The sequence below is a fragment of the Novosphingobium rhizosphaerae genome (genome assembly GCF_050920675.1).
GTDB classification, from domain to species: Bacteria; Pseudomonadota; Alphaproteobacteria; order Sphingomonadales; family Sphingomonadaceae; genus Novosphingobium; species Novosphingobium rhizosphaerae.
The window spans coordinates 3445523-3465920 of record NZ_CP137861.1; the positions used below are offsets into that span (position 1 = coordinate 3445523).

General features: G+C 64.2%; 21 protein-coding genes and 1 pseudogene. 7 read left to right on the forward strand and 15 right to left on the reverse strand.

What is annotated here, in order from left to right; translation table 11 throughout:
• Positions 1–35 precede the first annotated feature (35 nt).
• From R9J51_RS15615 to R9J51_RS15630, 4 genes are all read right to left on the reverse strand, one after another.
• Positions 36–2321, reverse strand: a complete 2286-nt coding sequence (locus tag R9J51_RS15615; RefSeq protein ID WP_179505002.1) for a TonB-dependent receptor domain-containing protein — start codon at positions 2319–2321, stop codon at positions 36–38.
• Positions 2322–2482: 161 nt separating this feature from the next.
• On the reverse strand, positions 2483–3334 hold the full coding sequence (sigJ, locus tag R9J51_RS15620; RefSeq protein WP_179505003.1) for an RNA polymerase sigma factor SigJ: 852 nt from the start codon (positions 3332–3334) through the stop codon (positions 2483–2485).
• On the reverse strand, positions 3331–3783 hold the full coding sequence (locus tag R9J51_RS15625) for a carboxymuconolactone decarboxylase family protein (protein WP_169474722.1): 453 nt from the start codon (positions 3781–3783) through the stop codon (positions 3331–3333). The genes sigJ and R9J51_RS15625 overlap by 4 nt, the downstream gene beginning before the upstream one ends.
• Before the next feature lie 210 nt (positions 3784–3993).
• Positions 3994–4905 (reverse strand): LysR family transcriptional regulator, encoded by a 912-nt coding sequence (locus R9J51_RS15630; protein ID WP_179505004.1) that lies wholly within the window; start codon positions 4903–4905, stop codon positions 3994–3996.
• Between the two features lie 122 nt (positions 4906–5027).
• Here R9J51_RS15630 and R9J51_RS15635 point away from each other — a divergent pair, with 122 nt between their 5' ends.
• Positions 5028–5723: an SDR family NAD(P)-dependent oxidoreductase gene (locus R9J51_RS15635; RefSeq protein ID WP_179505005.1), complete on the forward strand. Its 696-nt coding sequence runs from the start codon at positions 5028–5030 to the stop codon at positions 5721–5723.
• Between the two features lie 141 nt (positions 5724–5864).
• On the opposite strand, the gene R9J51_RS15640 is transcribed toward R9J51_RS15635, so the two are convergent.
• The gene (locus R9J51_RS15640; protein ID WP_179505006.1) at positions 5865–6896 is read right to left on the reverse strand and encodes an SDR family oxidoreductase; all 1032 of its coding nucleotides are present in this window, start codon (positions 6894–6896) and stop codon (positions 5865–5867) included.
• Between the two features lie 97 nt (positions 6897–6993).
• On the opposite strand from R9J51_RS15640, the gene R9J51_RS15645 reads away from it, so the two are divergent.
• Complete coding sequence (locus tag R9J51_RS15645; protein ID WP_179505007.1) at positions 6994–7923, forward strand: AraC family transcriptional regulator; 930 nt, start codon at positions 6994–6996, stop codon at positions 7921–7923.
• Between the two features lie 66 nt (positions 7924–7989).
• Here the strand turns inward: R9J51_RS15645 and R9J51_RS15650 are convergent, their stop codons facing one another.
• From R9J51_RS15650 to R9J51_RS15670, 5 genes are all read right to left on the reverse strand, one after another.
• Positions 7990–8742, reverse strand: coding sequence for an HvfC/BufC N-terminal domain-containing protein (locus R9J51_RS15650; protein ID WP_179505008.1), 753 nt, complete (start codon positions 8740–8742; stop codon positions 7990–7992).
• Complete coding sequence (gene bufB, locus R9J51_RS15655; RefSeq protein WP_432787565.1) at positions 8739–9566, reverse strand: MNIO family bufferin maturase; 828 nt, start codon at positions 9564–9566, stop codon at positions 8739–8741. Before bufB ends, R9J51_RS15650 begins: the two co-directional genes overlap by 4 nt.
• 76 nt (positions 9567–9642) lie before the next feature.
• On the reverse strand, positions 9643–9909 hold the full coding sequence (bufA2, locus tag R9J51_RS15660) for a BufA2 family periplasmic bufferin-type metallophore (RefSeq protein WP_169474728.1): 267 nt from the start codon (positions 9907–9909) through the stop codon (positions 9643–9645).
• A gap of 84 nt (positions 9910–9993) precedes the next feature.
• Entirely contained in the window at positions 9994–10635 is a 642-nt protein-coding gene (locus tag R9J51_RS15665) for a DUF1109 domain-containing protein (protein WP_169474729.1), read from the reverse strand.
• Position 10636: 1 nt separating this feature from the next.
• Positions 10637–11173 carry a sigma-70 family RNA polymerase sigma factor gene (locus tag R9J51_RS15670; RefSeq protein WP_179505009.1) on the reverse strand — a complete coding sequence of 179 codons (537 nt, stop codon included), beginning with the start codon at positions 11171–11173 and terminating at the stop codon, positions 10637–10639.
• 178 nt (positions 11174–11351) lie between these two features.
• Here R9J51_RS15670 and R9J51_RS15675 point away from each other — a divergent pair, with 178 nt between their 5' ends.
• The 3 genes and pseudogenes from R9J51_RS15675 to R9J51_RS15685 all read left to right on the forward strand — a co-directional run.
• Complete coding sequence (locus R9J51_RS15675; RefSeq protein ID WP_179505010.1) at positions 11352–11618, forward strand: BufA1 family periplasmic bufferin-type metallophore; 267 nt, start codon at positions 11352–11354, stop codon at positions 11616–11618.
• A 79-nt stretch (positions 11619–11697) separates the two neighbouring features.
• On the forward strand, positions 11698–12153 hold the full coding sequence (locus R9J51_RS15680) for a DoxX family protein (RefSeq protein WP_432788001.1): 456 nt from the start codon (positions 11698–11700) through the stop codon (positions 12151–12153).
• Positions 12154–12200: 47 nt separating this feature from the next.
• A pseudogene (locus tag R9J51_RS15685) lies at positions 12201–12388 on the forward strand (IS3 family transposase); the annotation flags it as partial.
• Here the strand turns inward: R9J51_RS15685 and R9J51_RS15690 are convergent.
• Genes R9J51_RS15690 through R9J51_RS15700 form a run of 3 tightly spaced genes read right to left on the reverse strand, consistent with a single transcriptional unit; the run spans position 12385 to position 15159 of the window.
• Positions 12385–13386 carry a hypothetical protein gene (locus R9J51_RS15690; protein ID WP_179505012.1) on the reverse strand — a complete coding sequence of 334 codons (1002 nt, stop codon included), beginning with the start codon at positions 13384–13386 and terminating at the stop codon, positions 12385–12387. The pseudogene R9J51_RS15685 and the gene R9J51_RS15690 sit on opposite strands and share 4 nt — an antisense overlap.
• Complete coding sequence (locus tag R9J51_RS15695; protein ID WP_169474733.1) at positions 13383–13856, reverse strand: DUF2269 family protein; 474 nt, start codon at positions 13854–13856, stop codon at positions 13383–13385. The genes R9J51_RS15690 and R9J51_RS15695 overlap by 4 nt, the downstream gene beginning before the upstream one ends.
• The gene (locus tag R9J51_RS15700) at positions 13849–15159 is read right to left on the reverse strand and encodes an SDR family oxidoreductase (RefSeq protein ID WP_432787566.1); all 1311 of its coding nucleotides are present in this window, start codon (positions 15157–15159) and stop codon (positions 13849–13851) included. The genes R9J51_RS15695 and R9J51_RS15700 overlap by 8 nt, the downstream gene beginning before the upstream one ends.
• Positions 15160–15337: 178 nt before the next feature.
• Here R9J51_RS15700 and R9J51_RS15705 point away from each other — a divergent pair, with 178 nt between their 5' ends.
• Both R9J51_RS15705 and R9J51_RS15710 read left to right on the forward strand, forming a co-directional pair.
• The gene (locus R9J51_RS15705) at positions 15338–17074 is read left to right on the forward strand and encodes an ATP-binding protein (protein WP_432787567.1); all 1737 of its coding nucleotides are present in this window, start codon (positions 15338–15340) and stop codon (positions 17072–17074) included.
• Positions 17071–18396: a sigma-54-dependent transcriptional regulator gene (locus R9J51_RS15710; RefSeq protein WP_179505014.1), complete on the forward strand. Its 1326-nt coding sequence runs from the start codon at positions 17071–17073 to the stop codon at positions 18394–18396. Before R9J51_RS15705 ends, R9J51_RS15710 begins: the two co-directional genes overlap by 4 nt.
• Before the next feature lie 263 nt (positions 18397–18659).
• Here the strand turns inward: R9J51_RS15710 and R9J51_RS15715 are convergent, their stop codons facing one another.
• Together R9J51_RS15715 and R9J51_RS15720 are read right to left on the reverse strand one after the other, a co-directional pair.
• Complete coding sequence (locus R9J51_RS15715; protein ID WP_179505015.1) at positions 18660–19490, reverse strand: 23S rRNA (adenine(2030)-N(6))-methyltransferase RlmJ; 831 nt, start codon at positions 19488–19490, stop codon at positions 18660–18662.
• Between the two features lie 333 nt (positions 19491–19823).
• A complete protein-coding gene (locus R9J51_RS15720; RefSeq protein ID WP_169474737.1) occupies positions 19824–20387 on the reverse strand; it encodes a MarR family winged helix-turn-helix transcriptional regulator in 564 nt (187 codons plus the stop codon).
• Between the last annotated feature and the right edge of the window lie 11 nt (positions 20388–20398).

Sequence of the window (20398 nt, forward strand, 5' to 3'; positions counted from 1 at the left end):
ACAGGGCATGAGCCCTGCCGAGGCAAGCCAAGCCATCAGAACGTCTTGCTGAGGCGCACGCCATATTCGCGCGGCGCGCCATAGAGTTCGTTCTTGCCGTTCTGCCCGGCCACGTAAAACTTGTTGGCCAGGTTGGTGCCATAGACCTCAGCCTTGAAGGTCCCCATGTCGAGCGTGATACTGCCCTGGAGCAGGCCACGCGCGGCAATCAGGTCGGTAGAGGCCTGGTAGGTGGGATAAGCCCACTGCGAACCGATATAGGCATAGCCCAGGCGCGGGGTCAGCGTGCGATCCCCACCCAGTTCGATGCGATAGGCTGCCGAAACGTTCCACGTCCACTTCGGACTATAGAGGTTGGGCCCGCCCGCGGTGCTGGTGATCACATAGTTGAAGCAGCCCGTGCCCACCGTGCCGGGGGTGCCCGCCGGGTTGCACTGCGGCGTGTTGACGCCCGCCGGGATCGCCCACTTGTTGACCAGCGACAGCGCGCTGAGCGAACTGTCGACAAAAGACAGGCCACCATCGACCGACAGGGCATCGAACTTGCCCTGGAAGCTGGCCTCGAAGCCCTTGATATCGGAATTGGCGAGATTGACCACGCCGCTCTGCCCCGACAGCGGGTTGATCACGTCCATCTGGAAGTTGTTGTACTTCATGTAGAACGCGCCGATCTGCGTCTTCACGCGGCGACCGAACAGGGTGGACTTCCAGCCCGCTTCGTAATCCCACACCGTTTCCGGGGCGAACGTGCCGCCCGGCGGATTGATGCCGCCGTTCTTGTAGCCGCGCGCGGCAAACACGAAGAGCAGGTTGTCGGCATCGGGCTTGAAGTTGAGCGCCAGCTTGCCGGTCATGCGGCCATCGCCTTCGCTGCCGGTCTGCGGCACCAGCACGGTGGCGCCCACCGGCGGGGTGGACAGGACCTGGTCGATGGTGGAGCCGGCCGCCGCGCGATAGACCGCGCCAAAGCCATCGACGTGGAAATGCGAATAGCGCAGGCCGGCATCGACCGAGAACTTGGGCGCGATCTGGTAGCTGGCCTGGCCGAACACGCCGAGCAGGACCTTGTTGGTCATTGGCTGGGGCAACGTGGTGAACGCCCCATTGGTGCTGTTCCAGTTGCGCAGATCGATCTTGTTGCGCTGGGCATAGCCACCCAGCACATACTTGAACGCCCCGCTATCGGGCGAGATGATGTTGATTTCCTGGCTATAGACCCGCTCGCGCACATTGTTGGCGCCAACCACCTGGTTCTGCACTTTGCCCAGCGCGGCGAGCGCCGGATACGTGGACCAGTTGGTGGGATTGATCGAGCTGGCGTCGGTTTCGGTCACCGCCGAGAGGCGCTTGTTCTGGTACGCGGTAACCGAGCGCACGGTCAGCCCGCCGTCGAACTGGTATTTCGCTTCCAGCACCGTGGCGAACGCGCGCTCGAAATTGGCGATCGGCGAGTCATAGCTGACCGTCCAAGGGGTGTTGGTGCGGCCCACGACATAGGGATTGTTGGCCAGAGTGGTGTTGATCGGCTGCAGTGCGAAGCCGCCGGTGCGGCGCTGCACCGCTTCCACTTTCAGGTTGGCCTGGAACCCGCCGGTCTTGAACAGCGCCTGCACGCGGCCGTCGATCTCGTTGAGCCGCTCCGGCTGGTTCTTGGCCGGCCCGACATCCTTGAACCAGGCATCGTGGCGGTTGAACAGGCCAGAAGCGCGGATGGCGAAATTGTCGCCCACCGGCAGGTTCAGCGCCCCGTTGATGCCGGCATTGTTGTAATTGCCATAGTTGGCTGCGGCATAGCCACCCAGCTTGCCCAGTTGCGGTCGCTGCGTGGTGAGATAGACGGCGCCACCGGTCGAGTTGGCGCCCGAAAGCGTGCCCTGCGGTCCGCGCAGCACTTCGGCCCCGGCCATGTCATAGAACTGGCCGTTGGACACGATCGGCGTCTGGAACACGCCGTCGATATACGTGGCAACGCCGTTGGTCACCTGGGGCGAGGCAGATGCCAGGCCAATACCGCGGATGTTGAAGCTGTCGGTGATACCCGAGCGCGAAATGGTGATGCCCGGGGCGGCAGTCTGCAGATCGAGTGCGCGGCTCACGCGCTTTTCGGTCAGCGCTTCACCCGAAAGCGCGGTAACCGCGATGTTGACGTTCTGAACGCTCTCGCGCCGGCGCTGCGCGGTCACCACGATGTCTTTCACGCCGGGCTCGGTCGCGACGGCGGCCGGCTCTGTCGTTTCCGCCGCGAAAGCCGTGGTCGATGAAAGGGCCGAGCTGCTCAGCAGCGCGCAAGCCACCAAAGGTTTCACTCGAAATCCGGTCATATTCCCTCTCCACACCTGCAGCGCGTTTCGCGCCTTCAAGTTATGTTATATAACATATGATGGAGCTGATCCAGTGGCCTGTTGTGGCGCACGAAAGAGATTTTCACCTGTGGCCGCGCGGCAACACCTGCGCGTGGAAACGCGCCGGCAGCGGCCAACGCTCAATGGACGCGCAGCAGCTTGTCCGGGTTGCGGATGACGTAGATCGCCTGGATCTCTCGATCCACGACCAGCAGCGCGGTGGTTTGCAGCAAGCCGTCAGGTTCCCTGGTAATGAACCCCGGCAGCCCATTGATCACGGTAAAGCGCACGAGTTCCGAAGGGGCACGGCGCAACCGCGCCAAGGCCATCTGCGCGCGCAGATATTCGCTCGCGCCGTGCAGCACACGCGCCACCGACGGGCGCTTCCCACCGCCATCGGAATGGAACTGCACGTCCTGCGCGAGCAGAGCGCTCAATCGCGCCACATCGCCTTTCTGGGATGCTTCGAAAAAGGCGATCGCGATGGCCTTGCCTTGGCCGTGATCGATCGGAAAACGTGGGCGGGCATCGCGCACGTGCATCCGGGCACGCCGGGCACGCCGGGCGAGTTGGCGGCAAGCCGGCTCGTCCCTGTCGAGGATGAGGGCGACTTCCTCGAAGCTTTCCCCGAACACGTCGTGCAGCAGGAACGCCGCCCGCTCCAGCGGGGAAAGCCGTTCGAGCGCCAGCAGCAGAGGCAAGGTCACATCGTCGTCCAGCGCTTCGTCCACGGTCGGCTCGGGCAACCATGGCCCGATATAGCGCTCGCGCTGAACGCGCGCCGATTTCAGGTGATCAAGGCACAGCCGTGTTACGATCCGGCGCAGGAAGGCTGCCGGCGTGGCCACCTGGCCATGGTCCACGGCCTGCCAGCGCAGGTAGGCTTCCTGCACCACGTCCTCGGCATCGGCCATCGTGCCCAGCATGCGGTAGGCAACGCGCAGCAGGGTGGCCCGCTGCGCGTCGAAGATCTGGCCAACCGTTTGGCTCATTGCCAGCCCAGTTCGGGTGCATAGACGTTGAAGCCCACCGCCAGGCGATTCCAGCCGTTGATGACGTTGATGGCCAGCGTCAACTGTACCTGCTCGGCGGGCGTGAACTGCGCCGCCAGGGCGGCATGAACGGCATCGGGCGCCCTGCTGGTGGCGATCTGCGTCATGTGTTCCGTCCAGTCCAGCGCGGCGCGTTCACGGGCGCTATAGCACGGTGCCTCGCGCCATGTAGCCACAAGGTGGATGCGCTGCTCGCTCTCGCCTGCCTTGCGCGCGTCGAATGTGTGCATGTTCAGGCAATTGGCGCAGCCGTTGATCTGCGACGCGCGGATTTTCACCAGTTCGAGCAGCGACTTTTCCAATCCGCATTCCGCAACCTTCAGGGAAAAGGCAAACCACGCTTTGAAAACGTCGGGCGAAGCGGTGTAGAGATCGAGACGTGGGGTCATGATGGACATCCTTTCAGAGGGGGATGCCGTCATGACGAGCCTGATCCGCGGTTTGTGACATGGCGCACCAAATTTTCATGCGAGCCAAGCAGGTTCGGCGCGAAGCCGGCTTATCCGGCCGCGCGCCAAGGCGGCGCCCGTGCCCGCAGGCGCAAGCCAGGCTGGCGGCGTTCCGCTGCGCATGGAGCGGCAGGCCTCGCCATAGGAGTGTCAGGACTTAAGCGTTTCCTGGCACGTGGCCATGATCGTCTGGCGAAACCAGCGATGAGCCGGGTCAGCATCAAGGCGGGGGTGCCACATCGTGCTGATCGTCAGTTCCGGCGTCGACACTGGCAGCGCGAAGCCCCGAAGCCCTCTGGCGGCGCCCTGTCCGTCACGAAGGCAACTGCGTGGCACAAGCGCGACCAGGTCCGTGTCACGCGCGATATTCAACGCATCGATAAAGCTTGGCACGATTGCCGCGATCTCGCGTCGCAAGCCGATCGCATGCAGGGCATCGTCCACCGGCCCACGTGAAGCGCCGCGCCGCGAAGAGACCACATGCCGACAGGCCGCGTAGATTGGGGGCGTGATCGGGGCATCGAACAGGGCATGATCGGTTCGGGCCGCGCCGATGAAGCAGTCACGAAAGATCAACTGGCTGCGCATTTCAGGTGCTGACGAGCCGGTCGTCCCGATCTCCAGGTCCACTTGCCCATCGCGCAACGGTGCCGCCGCCTTGTTGGGCTTGGGGGCAAAGCGCAGGCGCACGCGCGGGGCGGCCTTGGTCACCGCCACGACCAGCGCCGCCGCGAACATGGCCACAAAGCCTTCGTTGGAGCGGATGGTGAAAGTGCGCTCCAGCAGCGCTGGGTCGATCGAGCCAGTCGTCGGGCCGAGAACCGCCCGCGCCTCCTGCGCCAGCAGGTGCACGCGCGTGGCCAGTTGCTCGGCATGGGGCGTCGGCACCAGCACACGCCCGGCCTGGACCAGCAGCGGATCGCCTGTCGCCAGGCGCAACCGGCTGAGCGTCCGGCTCATGGCCGATACGCTCAGCCCGAGACGCCTGGCCGCCCCCGTCACGCTGCGTTCCGCCAGCAGCACATCGAGTGCAGCGAGCAGGTTGAGATCGATCGGCGCCATGCCTCAGCTTTAGCGGCCACTGGCGCAGCGTTCAACGCAACCATGCTTTGCATGGCGCGCGTCTGGTGCAACCCGCCGCCAAGGCCCACAACCGTCAAAGGAAACAGTACGGGAACTTTGGCATGGAAGCAGGAAGGATCCTCCTGGTGGGCGCGTCGCGCGGCCTGGGCCTGGCGATGGCCGATGCGTTCATCCAGAAGGGTTGGCACGTGATCGGCACCGTGCGGGACGATGGCAGGACCGCCCTCCACGATGTGGCCGACGCCCACCCCGATCAGGTCACTATCGAACGGTTGGACATCACGGTGCCCGAGCAACTGGCCCGCTTGCACGCCAAACTGGCAGGGCAGGCGCTCGATATCCTCTTCGTCAACGCCGGCATCGCCAGCGGGCGGGCCGACGAAACGATTGCCGAGGTGGCAACAGACGAATTCGTGCGCGTGATGCTCACCAACACGCTCGGCGTGATGCGTGCGGTTGAGGCGTTTGAGGATCTGGTTCGTCCCGGCGGGGTTATCGGCGTCATGTCCTCTGGCCAGGGCAGCATCGCCAACAACACCAAGGGCAGCTTCGAAGTCTATCGCGCCAGCAAGGCCGCGCTCAACCAGTCCATGCGCAGCTTTGCCGCCCGCCGGCCTGGCGACCCACGCGCGATGGTGCTCATGGCACCAGGCTGGATTCGGACCGATATGGGCGGGCCCAAAGCCACGTTCAGCATCGAGGAAACCATCCCCCAACTCGTTGCGACGCTGATCGCGCAGCAGGGCACCCCCGGCCTGCGCTTCATCGACCGACACGGGGCGAGCGTACCGTGGTGATCGCCCGGCCGTCCCTCTAAGAACCGACAATGCCTGACTACGGCCAAGGCGTGGCGCCAGGACTGCAACGAAACCCGCCCCCACCCATCGCTGGGTTTCAGGGTATGGCCCTAGGCACCGTGGACGAATTCCACAGGGCGCCTAGGGGTTGATCAGCTTCAACCGCACAAGGCTTTCGGCGCTCGCCAGGATGGCTTCTTCCCGCGAACGTGGCGACCAGCCAAGCAATCGCTTGGCCTTGGCCCCGCTTGCATTCATGTTGATGCCCAGATGCGGCGCCACATTCTTCATCACCGGATTGAAGAGAGCCATCGTGCGGATCAGCCAATTGGGCAAAACGCGGGTCGACACTCCGGCCGCCGACTGACCCATGCGCACTTTCAAAAGCCTGGCGATATCCACCATCCACAGGCTTTCCCCCGATGTGGCCAGGAAACGCTCGCCCTTGGCCGCCGGATCGATCATCGCGCGCAGGTGCAGATCGGCCACATCGCGGACATCGACAACACAAGTGTTGACCTTGGGGCAGCCTGGCTGACCATCGAGCATGCTCTTGATAAGCCGGATTGAATGCGAATAGTCCGGCCCCAGAGCAGGGCCCAGAACGGTGGTGGGATTGACCGTGGCCAATTCAAGCCCATTGCCTTCCTGCTTGATGAAGTCCCACGCGGCACGCTCTGCCAGCGTCTTGGACCGCTGATAGTGGGCCACCTTGCCCGACAGATCGCTCCAATCCGTCTCGTCAAACGGGCGGCGGTGGTTGGGTGCATGGCCCATGCCGATTGCGCCAAACGCCGAGGTGAGCACCACGCGCTTGACCCCCGCATCGCGCGCCGCGCGCAAGACGCGCAAATTGCCTTCCACTGCTGGCCGAACCCAATCTTCCTCATGCGTCTGGGTTCCAGACGGCGTCGGGGAAGCCCCATGGAGCGCATAAGTGCAGCCCGCCGCTGCCTCTGCCCAGCCAGCGTCGGCGGTCAGGTCGGCAACGATGAATGACAGTCGATCGCCCGGTTCAACACCGCCCGTCCTGAGATTGGCGAGGACTTCGTCACGGCGCGCCAACGAACGCAGGGTCGTCTTCACCCGGAATCCAGCGCCCAGCAGCGCAATGATGCAATGCTGGGCGATGAACCCCGTGCCACCGGTTACGAGCACTTGCTTTTCCGTCATTGCCGTTTCTCCATGCTGGCGGTGCCGGCGTAGATAAGACAGGCACAGCGGACGGAGAATGCTTCAAAGTCCGGTATTCATGTGCGATAGTACGGAAATGCGCGTTGATCCTTTCTCCGACATTCTCAAACTGGCGAAAGCGGAAAGCCTGGTGACCGGCGGCTTCACCGCAGGCGGCCGCTGGGCCATTCGCTTTCCGGCGCCCAAGACGATCAAGTTCTTCGCTGTGGTGAAAGGCAATTGCTGGGTGACGCTCGATGGCGAAGCACCGATCCATTTCGAAACCGGCGACGTCGGGCTTTTGTCCGCCCCGCGCGCCTTCGTGCTCGCCAGCGATCCCGATGCTCCCGCGCTCGATGCTATGGACCTGTTCTCGGGCGCCGGCAGGACCGAAGCGCAACTCGGCGATGGCGGGGATTTTGCCCATATCGGTGGCCACGTCCTGCTCGATCCCGGAAACGGGCCGTTGCTCGGCAGTATGTTGCCGCCATGGATCCATGTTCGGGGCAAGCAGACTCAAGCGGCAACATTCCGCTGGCTGCTCGACCGTTTGAATGATGAACGGCGCTCGGCACTGCCGGGAGCGGGGCTTGCGGCAGGGCAACTGGCGCAGCTTCTCTTCATCGAAGTCATGCGCGCGCACATCGGCAGCCCCCATGCGGATCGCGCAGGCTTGCTGCGGGCATTGGCCGACCCCCGCCTGATCCCGGCCATCCGCCTGATTCATGGCGATCCAACGCGGCCCTGGCAGTTGACCGATCTTGCGGAAGCCTGCGCCATGTCGCGCACGACGTTTGCCGAGCGCTTTCGCACCGTTGCGGGCGTCACCCCCCTCTCGTATTTGACGCAATGGCGCATGCGCCTTGCCGAACAGGCGCTACGGGAGACAAGGGACAGACCCGTTGGGCTGATCGCCCAGGCCGTCGGCTACACCTCGGAAAGCGCGTTCAGCAATGCCTTCAAACGGGTGACGGGCACCTCGCCAAGGGCGTACCGAAACGCATGGAGACCCGCCGCCAAAACCTGAGCCCCCATGTTCAGGCTGGCATCAGGCCAGCTGCGATCGATTTCAAAGCGCAGCCTATGCCATGTGTCAGGCGGCCACGCTATGATCGACCAGGCCATCGGCAACCCAGCGTCCAAGCCAGTTGCCTGCAGTGCGCACGCCCTCGTCCTCGCCCAAGGCAAAGGCGAGCTCTCGACAAAGCGCATCGAAGCGCATTCCGCCAAGCAACCGATGGGCAAATTCGCTTTCGAGAGAGTCGAGCGTGCGAAAGCAAGCGATGTGCGCCTGTCGCCAGATCAACACGGTCGTGACCTGGGGCATCAAGCACGGCATGGGAATGTCCTGTGCCGACGTGTGGGCCGACCAGATCGCCGGGGCATTTGTCCGCAAGGGCAGCAAGCGGGCGGTTGGTACCCATTTGAGCATGGCCCGGTCCCAATCGATGCTGCCAAGCGAAGCCACCTGCAAAGGGGCAGCATCGGGCCCCACAAATGCCTCGGCCAATCCCAGTTCCAGCGCGGCCAGTTCTGCCACGGCCGGATCGTCGGGCCATTGCACGGCGAGGCTTTTGGGAAAGTTCTCCGCATAGTGGTCGAGCGACCAGCTATCGGGGGCGCATGCATCGATATGGAATGCCGCACAAGCGTGGAAATTCTCTGATCTCAACCACTTCTCGGTGTTTGGAAAGCTTTCCGCCAGGCAGGCCAGCAACGCGGCCCGATGGTTGTTTTGATAGACCAGGAGGCCCGCTTGCGCATCCGGCGCAAAGCGGGCCGCAGCGCGATCCGAGCCGGTCGCCAGCCAATCGCGAAAATCGGCCTGGAGCGTGCCGAGCGTCATGCTGCCATCCGGCGAGAGGCAAATGCCCGCGCTTGATCCAGTTCTGCCAGCAATTCGGCCAGCGGCGGAATGTTGTCATCGCGCTCGATCATCACCGCAACCGGGCCCACCAACGCCATCACATGCGCAAACAATGCCCAGACTGCGGGCGCGACGGGCTGGTCGTGCGTGTCGATCAACAACGTCTCGCCTTGGCTGTGGCCGGCCAGATGGATCTGCCTGACCCGATCCAGCGGCAGCCCCGCAACATAGGCAATGGGATCCAGGCCGTGATTGATTGCGGAAACGTGGATATTATTCACATCGAGCAGCAGTCCACACCCGGTCCGGTCAGCCACCGTGCGCAGGAACTCCCATTCGCTCATGTCCGACTGCGGATAGGTCATGTAGCTTGACGGATTTTCCATCAGCAATTGCCGGCCCAGCGCATCCTGGGCGCGCGCCAGATTGGCGCAAACGGTCTCCAGCGCTTCGGCATTATAGGGAAGCGGCAGGAGATCGTGCGAATTGAACCCCGGCGCGCGCGACCAACTGAGGTGATCGGAAACGAACAGCGGCTCGATCTCGTCGGCCAGCGCACGCAGACGGGTGAGATAATCTGGATCGAGCCCGTGGGCCGAGCCCACCGACAGCGATACGCCATGCAACGCCACAGGGTGGCGCTCGCGCACTTGCCGCAGGATGTGCCTTGGCCGCCCGCCCGCAACCATGAAGTTCTCCGAAATCACCTCGACAAAGTCTACCGGGACGGCGGTTTCCAGAAATTCGGCATAGTGCGGCTTGCGCAGGCCAAGACCGAAGCCGGAAAAGGTGGGTAGTGGCACGATCGCTCTCCTCGCACCTGCGCGCCGCCGCCCGTTGACGCAGGCAGCAGCACGCAGGCCGTTTGCTTCAGCGGGGTTACTTGGGCTCGGTCAGGCTCCCGCCGGCGGCCTTGCAGGCCTTGACTGACAGCGACTTGAAGCCCTGCCCCTTGCAGTCGTTCTGGCCCTTGCAATCGTGATTGCCGGACTTGCAATCCGACGTGCCCTTGCAACTGTTGACGCCGTAGCAGTGAACCGTGGTTGCGCCGCTGGCAGCCATGGCCGGGGTGGCAACCGCAGCAGCCGAAACGGCGACGATGGCAGCCGAGGCAGCCAGGCTGAGGCTTGCGTTGAAAGTGTTCATCATAGTGCTCCTGGGACGTGCATGTGCCGGGTGTGGCACCTGCTATTCGTCGCCGTGCCGGGCGCGGTTACAGCAGCGCGAAATTTACCAGCGCAGCAGGCGTGGGCCGACCAGCGCGCCCGCCAGGGCGGCCAGGCCGATGCCGAGCGTGTACCAGGTCAGCACGAAGATCGCGGAAACCTCCGGGCAGTGGAGGCAATAGAGCGTTGCGCCCCAGGCACCGGCCGTCAGCCCCGCCGTTGCGCCCGCCGCTCGCAGCCGGGTCGGCGCAAGATGCCGGAACGACCAGAGCAGGCCGCCGAAAATCGGCATCGACAGCAAGAACACCAGCGACGAGCATACGGTCCAGCTGTGGCCCAGCCACATCGCCAGCCACTGTGTCGGTGGTGCTCGGCTCATCTCGAAAAGGCCGATTACGGCAAGCGACAGGACCGGGATGACCATCAGCCACATCCAGCCGAGCTTGCCGCTATCGGGACGGGCAAGGCGTGCCGTCGCCACGACCGCGCAGCTGCCCAGCGAGACCGTATAGCCCCACTTCATCCAGAACGAGTAATGCTGGATGGCCAGGGCCAGCTGCGGGTTCAGCCCCAGCAGCCACACGATCGGCACGAGCGCAAGGATCGCCCCCGCGCCGATCCCGATGGCGAGGCGACGCCCGACGGCATGACGCGGCACGGGTTTCACGTCCTTGGCCAGCGCCTGGATCAGTTCGTCGGTGTTCATCCTAGATCTCGCCTCTGATACGGGCCGCGAGCGCTTTCAAGCCGCGGTGCACCGACACTTTTACGTCTGATTCCCCCATCTTTGCCCGCGCCGCCGCCTCTGAGGTATTGAGACCTTCGAGCCGGGTTGCGCGGATCGCCTGTGACTGCTTGGGTGGCAGTTCATCCAGCAGCCGGTCGACATCCAACCGCGCGTTGCTGGCATCCTCGAACCCTTCGGCGACAAGAATGTCGTCCAGCCCTTCGATCGTGCAGGTGCGGCCGCCGCGCCGAAAATGGTCGACCATCTTGTAGCGCGCGATGGCAAACAGCCAGCCACCGAACGGGCGATCCCGGTCGAACGTTGCCCGGCGCGTGTGCACGGCGATCAGCGTTTCCTGGACAAGGTCGTCGATGTCGTCGCGCCCGTCGCGCATCCGGCGGCGATAGAACGCCTCGAGCACTGGAACGAGCGCGCGCAGGAACTGGGTCTGGCAGGCCGTGTCGCCGTCCAGTCCGCCAATCATCCACGCCTTCAGTTGGGATTCGTCCGCTCGCATGTATGCTCCCGCCCCATGCTTCGCTGCAAGCTGCCCAACGGTTACACGCCCGATCACAAAAAAACGAAAAAAGATTCTGTAACCGGTTCCGCCCAGCCTGCGAATTGCCCCTTGCCGTTCTGGACCGGATCACCGTCCGGGCGGGCAACACCGCTTTTCCATTCGCAGGAGCTTCATCATGACCATTACCCAAGCCGCCGCCGCCGTCGCGCTGTCTGTCGCGCTGGCCGGAACGAGCGTTCACGCCGCCGACGCCCCCAAGACGGAGAAATGCTATGGCGTGGCACTCGCCGGCAAGAACGATTGCAAGGCCGGTGCCGGCACCAGCTGTGCCGGAACTTCCGTCAAGGACTACCAGGGCAACGCCTGGAAAGCCGTGAAGATCGGGACCTGCACCGCGATCAAGACCCCGCACGGCATGGGCTCGCTCACCCCGCGCGGCTGACCTTGATGGGCCCGGGCGCCGATGCCAAGCCGTCCGGGTCGCACCGCATGCCCCGTTGCTGGAGGCCAAAACGATGAAAATGCTGATGACTCACTATCAGCGCGCTACCGATCTAGCCGGGCAGCTGTTGCCGGACTGGCTTTTGCTGCTTGTGGCCCGGCTGGGTGCAGCGGCAATTTTCTTCCTGTCCGGTCGGGCCAAGGTCGAAGGTTGGTTCACGATTACCGACGGCACCTTTGACCTTTTCGCCACCGACTATGCCCTGCCGCTCATCCCGCCCCACATCGCCGCCTATGCGGCAACCATTTGCGAACACCTGTTTTCGGCGCTGCTGGTGCTCGGTCTGTTCACCAGAGCCGGGGCACTTGGCCTGCTCGGCATGACGCTGGTGATCGAGGTGTTCGTCTATCCTGATGCCTGGCCAACCCACCTGAGTTGGGCAGGCCTGCTCCTGCCTTTGCTGGCAAAGGGCGGCGGCCGCGTTTCGCTCGACAACCTGCTGCGCCACAAGTCCAGGCTGGCGCATGCCAAATAACGGCGATGGCCATTTGAGTAGCCCCTGGTCTTTAGCAGAGGTTCGTCTCCTCGCTCAAAAGCGAGCGCGTCCGGCGCCGGACCTGTAAAACCCGCGACCAAGCCCGGCAGGACGTGTTTGATTGCGTCGAGATGTTCTACAACCCGGTGCGCAAGCTCGCCAGGATCGGCATGCCGTCCCCCGCGAGTTCGAACGGCAGCAGATCCTGACAAACAAAAGGCGTCTAGAAAACTAGGGGCTATTCAGTATGCCCCAGTTCACCTGGCTCGCTGTCCCTTCGGCGCGCTGCTTTATAATGGCCAGAATATTGCTCTGAATGTCGCCCAACAGGATTTCGCCCCAAAGCTGGGCGTATAGATTGACGTGCGTCTTCGCGATGTAATGCGTCCGCAGGGTCAGCAACGTCCGGTTCGCGGCCAAAGGGGTCAGCGTGTAATCGCCGGTATCGATCTTCAGGAATTGCCCGTCCGGTGCAATATGCCGGTCCGTGTAGTCCTGGAGCGAGCTGTTGGTGAAGGCAAACGACCATCCAAGCCGCCGTCCCGGTTGCCATTGGATGATCCGCTCCTCGAAATTGATGTGACCACCCCAATAGGCGGTGCGGATGGCGCCCACGCCATGCCCACTCATTGTGGTTGCACGCGGACGCGGCAGGCGCAGGATGCTTTGCGTGAAATTCCATTGCCCTTCGTCGCCCCCAATATGCGCGTTGGCTACGGCAAATGGCCAGACTTGCGCGGGCGCAGCCTCGATCACGATCGAGCGGGTGAGCGTGACCGGCTGCTCGGTGATCGGGATCCGGCTTTCCACGCTGCCACACATCAGCGGCAAAAAGAGCAGCGAAGCCTGAAATCGAGCCGGATGAGCCCGCCCTTTGCGCACGCGACGCAGGATGTAGACGCCAAGCCAGCCAAAGGCCAACCAGATGGGTGCCAGCATGACAAGGCAGATGACGCCCTCGCGCAGGAATATTGCCGATCCTGCGCAGACAATCGCGCCGAACACCGGCGGCACTGAAAGGTAAAAGGACCGTGGTCTCTCCAGCGCGGGATCCCCGACATAGCAGATCAAGGCGCAAAGATAGGCTGGCAGAACGGCCAGGAACCACAGGCTGGCAAAGGCCACGCTGTTCGCCTTGCTGGCGTTTATCAGGATATAGGCGCTGAACGCGATGGCCAGTGCCAGCGTGAACCCCGCGAGGATGCGTCCGCGATAGAATGGAGCCTCGGTCATAGTGCAAACTCCGGTTTGGCGACCATCAGCCAGAAGATGGCGATGACGCCGACAAAGGCAGGCCAGCCCAAGGCGAACCACCAGCGCGCCAGGCGATAATAGTGCCGGGGCAATTCGGTCCCGTCTGGCGTGGCTTCGGCGATGCGGCGCATGGCGATCTGAATGGCCACCACCGGCAGCCAGCAAGCCCCCACCAGGATGTAGAGCACGATGGCGGCTACCAGCCATGGCGTGGTCAGCGGAAAGCCGGCCAGATGGGCCAGCCATACACCTGTCACCGGCTGCACAATGACGGCGGGCGTGGTGAACAGCCAATCGGCCAGTTCGACATTGCGGTTCACCACGCGTCGCGCCGCAAGCACACCCGAACGGTTGGCCATCCAGCCGTGAAACGCCGTGCCAAGGCCAGTGCCGAACAGCAGCGTCGAACTGAGGATATGGATGGTTTTGAGAAGCAGGTAATCAGGCACGGGGCTTCTCCATCGCGTTAATGGCGAGAGACAGGCCGAGGACGGCGAGGTTCTTGACCAGGGCTCCAAAGGGATCGCCCCAGAGTTCGGGCGCGATGGCGGCAAGGATCAGGCTGTAGGCAACCATCAGCGCGACCCCCACCAGTGCGGCCCCGCGGCAGCGCAGGATCAAGGCAAGGGCAACCGTCATGTCCGCCAGCGATCCGGCCCAGACGGTGCCAATCGCGGCCTCCCCCGTCAGGCCGAGGCGGGCCAACAAGTGGGTGTTGCGCCCCATGGGCGTGAGCAACAGTGGCACCAACCCACCGGCCAGCCAGACGGCTGCCAAAAGCCCGCGCAGCGCAGGCTCCATCGGCACCAGGCGGGCGGCCAGCACATCGCCGTGCGTCGCCGGATGAGCGGCCAGGAATTGCGCGACAGGTTGCGGCAAAAAACCCAGTGCAGTCACGAATGGCTCCACCGGCGCGGCATTTCCTGCCTCCAGCATCGTGAGGCTGTCGCGCGTCACCGGGCCGATGCCCAGAGAGGCGACGGCCCGGAGCATCCAGCGCGGCACCGGCAGGCTGCTGGCCACGCCAAGGCCCAGCCAGTGTCGCAGAATAGCCATCAGGTCCAGGATACGCATCGGTTGGGGTCCCACCGCATCCACCACCAAACTCATGGGTAGTGGTCGCTGCAAAAGGCGCCAGATCGCATCCACAAGATCAGCGATGGCGATGGGCTGCACCATGCCGCCGCCTATGTCGGGCATGAGCGGCAAGGCGGCCAAGGCGCTGAACAAGGCCGTGCTGCCCCCACCCCGCCCCACCACCAGCGAAGGGCGGACAATGGCCCAGCCCAGGTCCAGCTTGGTCAAGTGCTCGTCCGCTGCGCGCTTGCTGCGGTGATAGGCGGTGGTGCCCTCACTGGCACCGAGCGCCGAAATTTGAACCACCCGCGCCACGCCCGCACGTGCGGCGCCATCGAACAGGGCGATAGCGCCTTGGGCATGGACGCCATCATAGTCCGCCCCGGCAGCCAAGACGCCTGCGCAATTCACCAGCGCATCATGGCCACACAACCGCTCGGTCCAGACAGTTGCATCGTCCCGGGCAAGATCGCAGGCAATATCTGCGCTGCGCCGCCCAGCCACCGTCACCGCGCAGCCTTCGGCGCGCAGCCGCCCGGCCAGATGCCCGCCGATGAAGCCACCGCCCACGATCATCACACGCATCGCGGCTTCCTCAATCCATGTTTGGCTGTGGGACACGCCGCCATACGGCCAGGCCCAGTGTAACGGCATGGGCGGGCTGCGAGGCAGCAATCGGGATCAACATGGTTGGCTCCTTTCCCGAGTTGCGGCCGGGATGACCGCGTCATGCCCCCGGCTTCGCAACTGGCATGCCAATTGCGAAGATTGCCGGAAAACCGGGACTCTTGCCGGTGAAGACCTCGTGCGAATGTAAACGACGTAAACGGAAACGCCTGCTATGCCGTCAACGATGGATACAGCCCTTGGCATCATGGCCTATGTCGGCGCGCTGGGCCTGACCGCACTGGCGAGCTTGCTGCTGGCAGGCTTTGTCGCGGCCAAGGCGCGTGGTTTGCCGGGCGCATGGACGCTGGTGATATTCCTGTGCGGAGTGGCGCTGTGGAGCCTGGCCATGGCCGCTCCGGCGATGCTGGGCGCCAGGGCAGCGCCCTTTACGCTGACCGTGATCGCGCTTTCGCCATTGCCAGCTGCAGCCTTCGTGCATCTGGTATTCGCCTTCGCGCTATGCGGTGCGCTGCGACCGGTGGCTTGGACCAGTTATAGCGTGGCGTGCTTGGCAGTGGTCGCAGGCATTTGTCTGGGCGTGGGACGAATCGTACCCTGGCATGGCTTTGCGGGGGCCTTTGCGCCCTCGCTGGCGGGCTGGGGAGTGCTGGGCGTTACGGCGGTGCTGTCGGTGGCGGGCCATGTCCGCCTGTTCCAGACATGGCGTCAACAGAGCGGGCTGCATCGCGATCAGGCCGGCGCTGTGTTCGTGTCGAGCGGGATCGGACTTCTCGCGCTTACCGGCTTTGCCTTCCCCGCGCTGGGGATCGAGGCATATCCTTGGCCGGTGCTGGCGCTGCCGCTCTATTCGGTGGCCCTGGTCTACGCGGTGCTGCGGCATCGTTTCATGGCGGCCGATGTATGGGCGCGGCGGGGCTTGGCGTGGATCCTCCTTCTGGCGGGCGCGGGGGGCGCGGCAGCGCTGATCGCCACTTTGCCACTGGCGCTTGCCGGTCGGCCAGAGGGCTTTGTGGCGACATGGGCGGCCTTGGCGGGCGCCATGGCGCTTGGGCTTCTGGTTATGGCGCCGCTCAAGCGGCTGACCGACCGGCTGGTGTTCCCAGGCGCCCAGCTGGATGTGGAGCCATGGCGCGATGCCCTGGCGCAGGTGGCAGACGAGCAGGCGCTGGGTGAACTGGCCAACGCCATGCTGCGCCAGCACCTGGGCCTCGCCGCCGATGGGCCGGGGTTGGCGGTTAAGGGAGGGGCCGTGACGCTGGCCGGATGGGGCGATGCACCCGCCGCGCTGCGCCATACCGCCGCCCGCATCGCCGCGCTGGTGGAGGAAGCCGCTCGCCGCCTTGCCAGCGCACAGCGCATGGTGGAAGCAGAGCGCGAAGCGAGGCTCGCGGAACTGGGGGCGTTGGCGGCGACGATCGCGCACGATCTGCGGAACCCATTGGGCATTGTGCAGATGGCAGCCACCGGAGCCCCACCCGAAGTGCGCATGGAGATCGGCGAGCAGGTGGGGCGCATGAACGCGCTCGTCACCGACATTCTGGATTATGCGCGGGCATGGACCATTACGCCGCGCCCCATCGAACTGGCACCTTATCTGTCCGGATTTGGCGTGCCGGTGGATGTGCCCGAGGGCATGATGCTCCACGCCGATCCCGCCGCCTTGCGCCGTGCCCTGGCCAATCTGGTGGACAACGCCAGGGCGATGGGCGGTGACTGCATGATCATTGCCGATTGCTGCAGCATCGAGATTTGCGACAACGGCCCCGGCATCGCGCCTGAGATCGCCGAAAGCCTGTTCAAGCCCTTCGTTTCGCGCCGGGCCGGAGGCACGGGCCTCGGCCTCGCCATCGTCCGCCGTATCATGGAGGCGCATGGCGGCACTGCCACGCTGGCCCGGCGCGACGGGTGGACCACCTGTTTTCGCCTGACATTCGGGCCTGATTTGCGAGAGCGCCGATGATCCTGCTGGCCGATGATGAACCCGCCTTTCAGCGCCTGACTGCAGGCTGGTTGCGCACGCAGGGACATGAAGTGACCACGGTGGGTGATGGCGATGCCGCGCAAGCCGTCTTTGCGAAGCAGCGGCCCGATGTCGTGCTGCTCGATCTGGCGATGCCGCCACATCACGATCCGCAAGCGGGCATTGCGCTGATCTCCGCCTTTGCGCCTGCGCCGGTCGTGGTGATGACCGGCCACGCTGATCAGGCACTGGCCATGCAGGCGATCGAGGCGGGCGCCTGGGATTTTCTCGCCAAGCCGGTCGATCCCGATCTGCTCCGGGTCGTCGTCGCCCGCGCGGCAGAACGCGCGAGGCTTGCGAAGGAATTGGCCCTGCTGCGCGCGCGGGATGAAGCCAGCGAGGACATGGGCCTGATCGGGCAATCCCCGCCGATGGTCGCCTTGCGCGCGCTGATCCGCCGCGTGGCCCCTACCAACATGCCGGTCATGGTACTGGGGCCCAGCGGCACCGGCAAGGAACTGGTAGCGCGCGCGATCCACGCTACCTCGCCCCGCGCCAAGGGTCCCTTGGTCCCGGTACATTGCGGGGCGGTGCCGGCGGACTTGCTGGAAAGCGAGTTGTTCGGCCACCTGAAGGGCAGTTTCACCGGTGCCCATGCCGACCGTGCTGGCCTCGTCGAAGTGGCCCATGGCGGTACGCTGTTCCTGGATGAGATCGGCGAGATGCCGCCCGCCATGCAGGTCAAGCTGCTACGCTTCCTGGCCGATGGTACTTATCAGCCGGTTGGCGCACGCGAGATGCGCAAATCGGATGTGCGCATCGTCGCTGCCACGCATCGCGATCTTGCCGCCGCCGTCGCCGATGGCGTGTTCCGCGAGGACCTCTATTATCGGTTGAAAGGCCTGGTGCTGTCCACGCCAAGGCTGGACGAACGCGGGGCGGACAAGGCGTTGCTGGCGCAGATATTCCTTCGCCGCGCAGCACCCGGCATCAGCTTTGGCGTCGCCGCATTGGAGTGGATCGCCCAGCGCACCTGGCCTGGCAACGTGCGTGAATTGCGGGCAGCCGTGGAATGTGCAGTGGCCTTGGCGCAAGGCACTGCGATCAGCGTCGAGGACCTGGCCTTTGCCACCGGTGAAACCGCGCCCGTTACCTTGCCTGCCGCGAATGTGACCCTGGAAGAGGAGGTCGCCGCGTTGGAGCGCCGCCGGATTATTGAAGCGCTCGAGCGTACCGGCCACAACCATACCCACACCGCCCGCGACCTCGGCCTCTCGCGTGTCGGGCTGCTGAAGAAAATGGACCGCATGGGATTGCGGTAGGCGCCGCCAAGCACGACACTCATGCTCCTCACAAGGCACGCGAACCGGTCATATGCTCACCGTCATGGCAGAGCGTTGGCATGCCAGGGCTTGGGACCTTCCTACCGTACCCAGCGCTTTCGGCAATCGACTGCGTTGCGGAGAACAGCGGGCCTGCCACTGTTCGCCGGTGAACGACAGCGAGCAAATCTTTCAAGATGCTTTGGGTGCAACCTGCAGTGCGGCAATCTTCGTTTCGCAGAAGGGGGTGATGAGAGTTTTGTTCAATCGCCCAACCAATCGGTTATGATCTCGCCGCGATGCCCCTCTGGCGCCAGTGCGGCGCGCAGCGCTTCCAGCAGAGGCGGCAGAGCCTGCGTGAAGGCGTAGGGCGGGTTGACGATGAAAAGGCCAGCGCCATTATAGATGCCGGGCTGATCGCGATCGTATAACCAATGCTCCACCGTCAGAAATTTCGGGATGTTGAGCTTGCGCAACTGCTCCTTCCACCGCGAATGCGTGGCACGGTCTTTCAGCGGATACCAGATCACCATCACACCATGCGCCCATTTGCGGTAAGCTGCGGTGAGAGTGGCGGTGATCCGCGAGCGTTCGTCCGTCTGCTCATAAGGCGGGTCGATCAGCACCACGCCGCGAGGCGTTCGGGGCGGCACCATCGCCAGCCAAAGCTCGTAAGCGTCTCGCCCATGCACGGCAGCGGATGTATCACGCATCGCGCCGCGCAGGGTATTGACGTCCTCGGGATGCTTTTCGTTCAAGATCAGGAGATCCTGCGGGCGCAGCAACTGGGCCAGAATCCGCGGTGAGCCGGGGTAAAGGTGCAGTTCGGACCCTACATTCACCGCCTGAACGGCGGCACGGTAGGGATCCAGCAAGGGGTTCGGGTCGGCAAAGGCCCGTAGCACGCCCTGCGTGGCTTCCCCGGTGCGTTGGGCCTGCTCGCCGTCAAGGTCGTACAACCCACAGCCGGCGTGGACGTCGATCAGCGTCAGCGCACTCTGTTTTTGCTGCAAAGCCCGCACAAGGGCGATCAGCAAGCAGTGCTTCACGACATCGGCGCTATTGCCAGCATGGAAGGAATGGCGATAATTCATTGTAATTCAGTATCCTGACGATCTGCCTCTAGAGGAGTTGCAGGGCGCAGTTGCCGCGTGCAAGGCGATTGAAGAGACCAATCGGGTGCTCCTATAAAGTCAGGCGGAAACCTTCAACGCACTTCTGCGCGAGGCCGAAAGCCCGCGTTGGCGATCGTCACCAGAGGCGTAGGAGGCAAGGCTCGATCGGCAGACACCCGGCAGCACAACGAGGTCGGCGCCATGCCGGCCGCTCCGTGCCGATGCTGCTGCCCCCCTGATCCGGGTCAACATGCGCGCCGGCCAGTTTCGAACGGCATCGGCGAACGGCACCAGGACCCCGCGCGAACCGCTTCAAGCCTTGAGCGCATCCGGGTTGGACAGCACGATCCGGCGCATCACCGTGCGCAATGCGGTGTCGAGCTGGGCGCGGTCTTCGCTCGACAGATCTTCCAGCCATTCCTCGTACATGTGCGTGCGTTCCTCACGCACCATGGCGTAGATCGCCTTGCCTTCGGGCGTGAGCGAGATCAGGCTGCTCTTGCGGTTGCGCGGGTTGGGATCACGCTGGATCAACTGCCGCGATTCGAGTGCCGCCACGGCACGGCTCACCTCGGAACGATCTACAAACGCCGCCTCGGCAATTTCGGCCGCGCTACACTGCTTCATCAGTTCGACATGCGAGATCACGCGCCATTCCGCCAGCGACATGGCCGCGCGATCGCGCACGTGCTGCGACGTGACGCGGTCGATCATCTTGGCAAGCAGCAGGATGCGATAAGGCAAGTGGCTCGGCCCGAAGAGCTGCCAGCGGCGCTCTGATGCCGCCAGCATGGCGTGCCCGTCCCCCTCCACGAGCAAACTGTCGCTCGCGAGGAGCGCGTGGCTGGGATTTTCGCTGGCGCTGTCCGTGTCCATGCCGATTGCCA

What these genes read in the sequence shown, in the direction of transcription:
- R9J51_RS15675 (WP_179505010.1), top strand. Translation starts at nt 11,352, where the DNA reads ATGACCATTACCCAAGCCGCCGCCGCCGTCGCGCTGTCTGTCGCGCTG.
- R9J51_RS15680 (WP_432788001.1), top strand. Translation starts at nt 11,698, where the DNA reads ATGCTGATGACTCACTATCAGCGCGCTACCGATCTAGCCGGGCAGCTG.
- R9J51_RS15625 (WP_169474722.1), bottom strand. Translation starts at nt 3,783, where the DNA reads ATGACCCCACGTCTCGATCTCTACACCGCTTCGCCCGACGTTTTCAAA.
- bufA2 (WP_169474728.1), bottom strand. Translation starts at nt 9,909, where the DNA reads ATGAACACTTTCAACGCAAGCCTCAGCCTGGCTGCCTCGGCTGCCATC.
- R9J51_RS15670 (WP_179505009.1), bottom strand. Translation starts at nt 11,173, where the DNA reads ATGCGAGCGGACGAATCCCAACTGAAGGCGTGGATGATTGGCGGACTG.
- R9J51_RS15705 (WP_432787567.1), top strand. Translation starts at nt 15,338, where the DNA reads ATGGATACAGCCCTTGGCATCATGGCCTATGTCGGCGCGCTGGGCCTG.
- R9J51_RS15690 (WP_179505012.1), bottom strand. Translation starts at nt 13,386, where the DNA reads ATGACCGAGGCTCCATTCTATCGCGGACGCATCCTCGCGGGGTTCACG.
- R9J51_RS15720 (WP_169474737.1), bottom strand. Translation starts at nt 20,387, where the DNA reads ATGGACACGGACAGCGCCAGCGAAAATCCCAGCCACGCGCTCCTCGCG.
- R9J51_RS15615 (WP_179505002.1), bottom strand. Translation starts at nt 2,321, where the DNA reads ATGACCGGATTTCGAGTGAAACCTTTGGTGGCTTGCGCGCTGCTGAGC.
- R9J51_RS15635 (WP_179505005.1), top strand. Translation starts at nt 5,028, where the DNA reads ATGGAAGCAGGAAGGATCCTCCTGGTGGGCGCGTCGCGCGGCCTGGGC.
- sigJ (WP_179505003.1), bottom strand. Translation starts at nt 3,334, where the DNA reads ATGAGCCAAACGGTTGGCCAGATCTTCGACGCGCAGCGGGCCACCCTG.
- R9J51_RS15640 (WP_179505006.1), bottom strand. Translation starts at nt 6,896, where the DNA reads ATGACGGAAAAGCAAGTGCTCGTAACCGGTGGCACGGGGTTCATCGCC.
- R9J51_RS15650 (WP_179505008.1), bottom strand. Translation starts at nt 8,742, where the DNA reads ATGACGCTCGGCACGCTCCAGGCCGATTTTCGCGATTGGCTGGCGACC.
- R9J51_RS15665 (WP_169474729.1), bottom strand. Translation starts at nt 10,635, where the DNA reads ATGAACACCGACGAACTGATCCAGGCGCTGGCCAAGGACGTGAAACCC.
- R9J51_RS15710 (WP_179505014.1), top strand. Translation starts at nt 17,071, where the DNA reads ATGATCCTGCTGGCCGATGATGAACCCGCCTTTCAGCGCCTGACTGCA.
- R9J51_RS15645 (WP_179505007.1), top strand. Translation starts at nt 6,994, where the DNA reads ATGCGCGTTGATCCTTTCTCCGACATTCTCAAACTGGCGAAAGCGGAA.
- R9J51_RS15630 (WP_179505004.1), bottom strand. Translation starts at nt 4,905, where the DNA reads ATGGCGCCGATCGATCTCAACCTGCTCGCTGCACTCGATGTGCTGCTG.
- R9J51_RS15715 (WP_179505015.1), bottom strand. Translation starts at nt 19,490, where the DNA reads ATGAATTATCGCCATTCCTTCCATGCTGGCAATAGCGCCGATGTCGTG.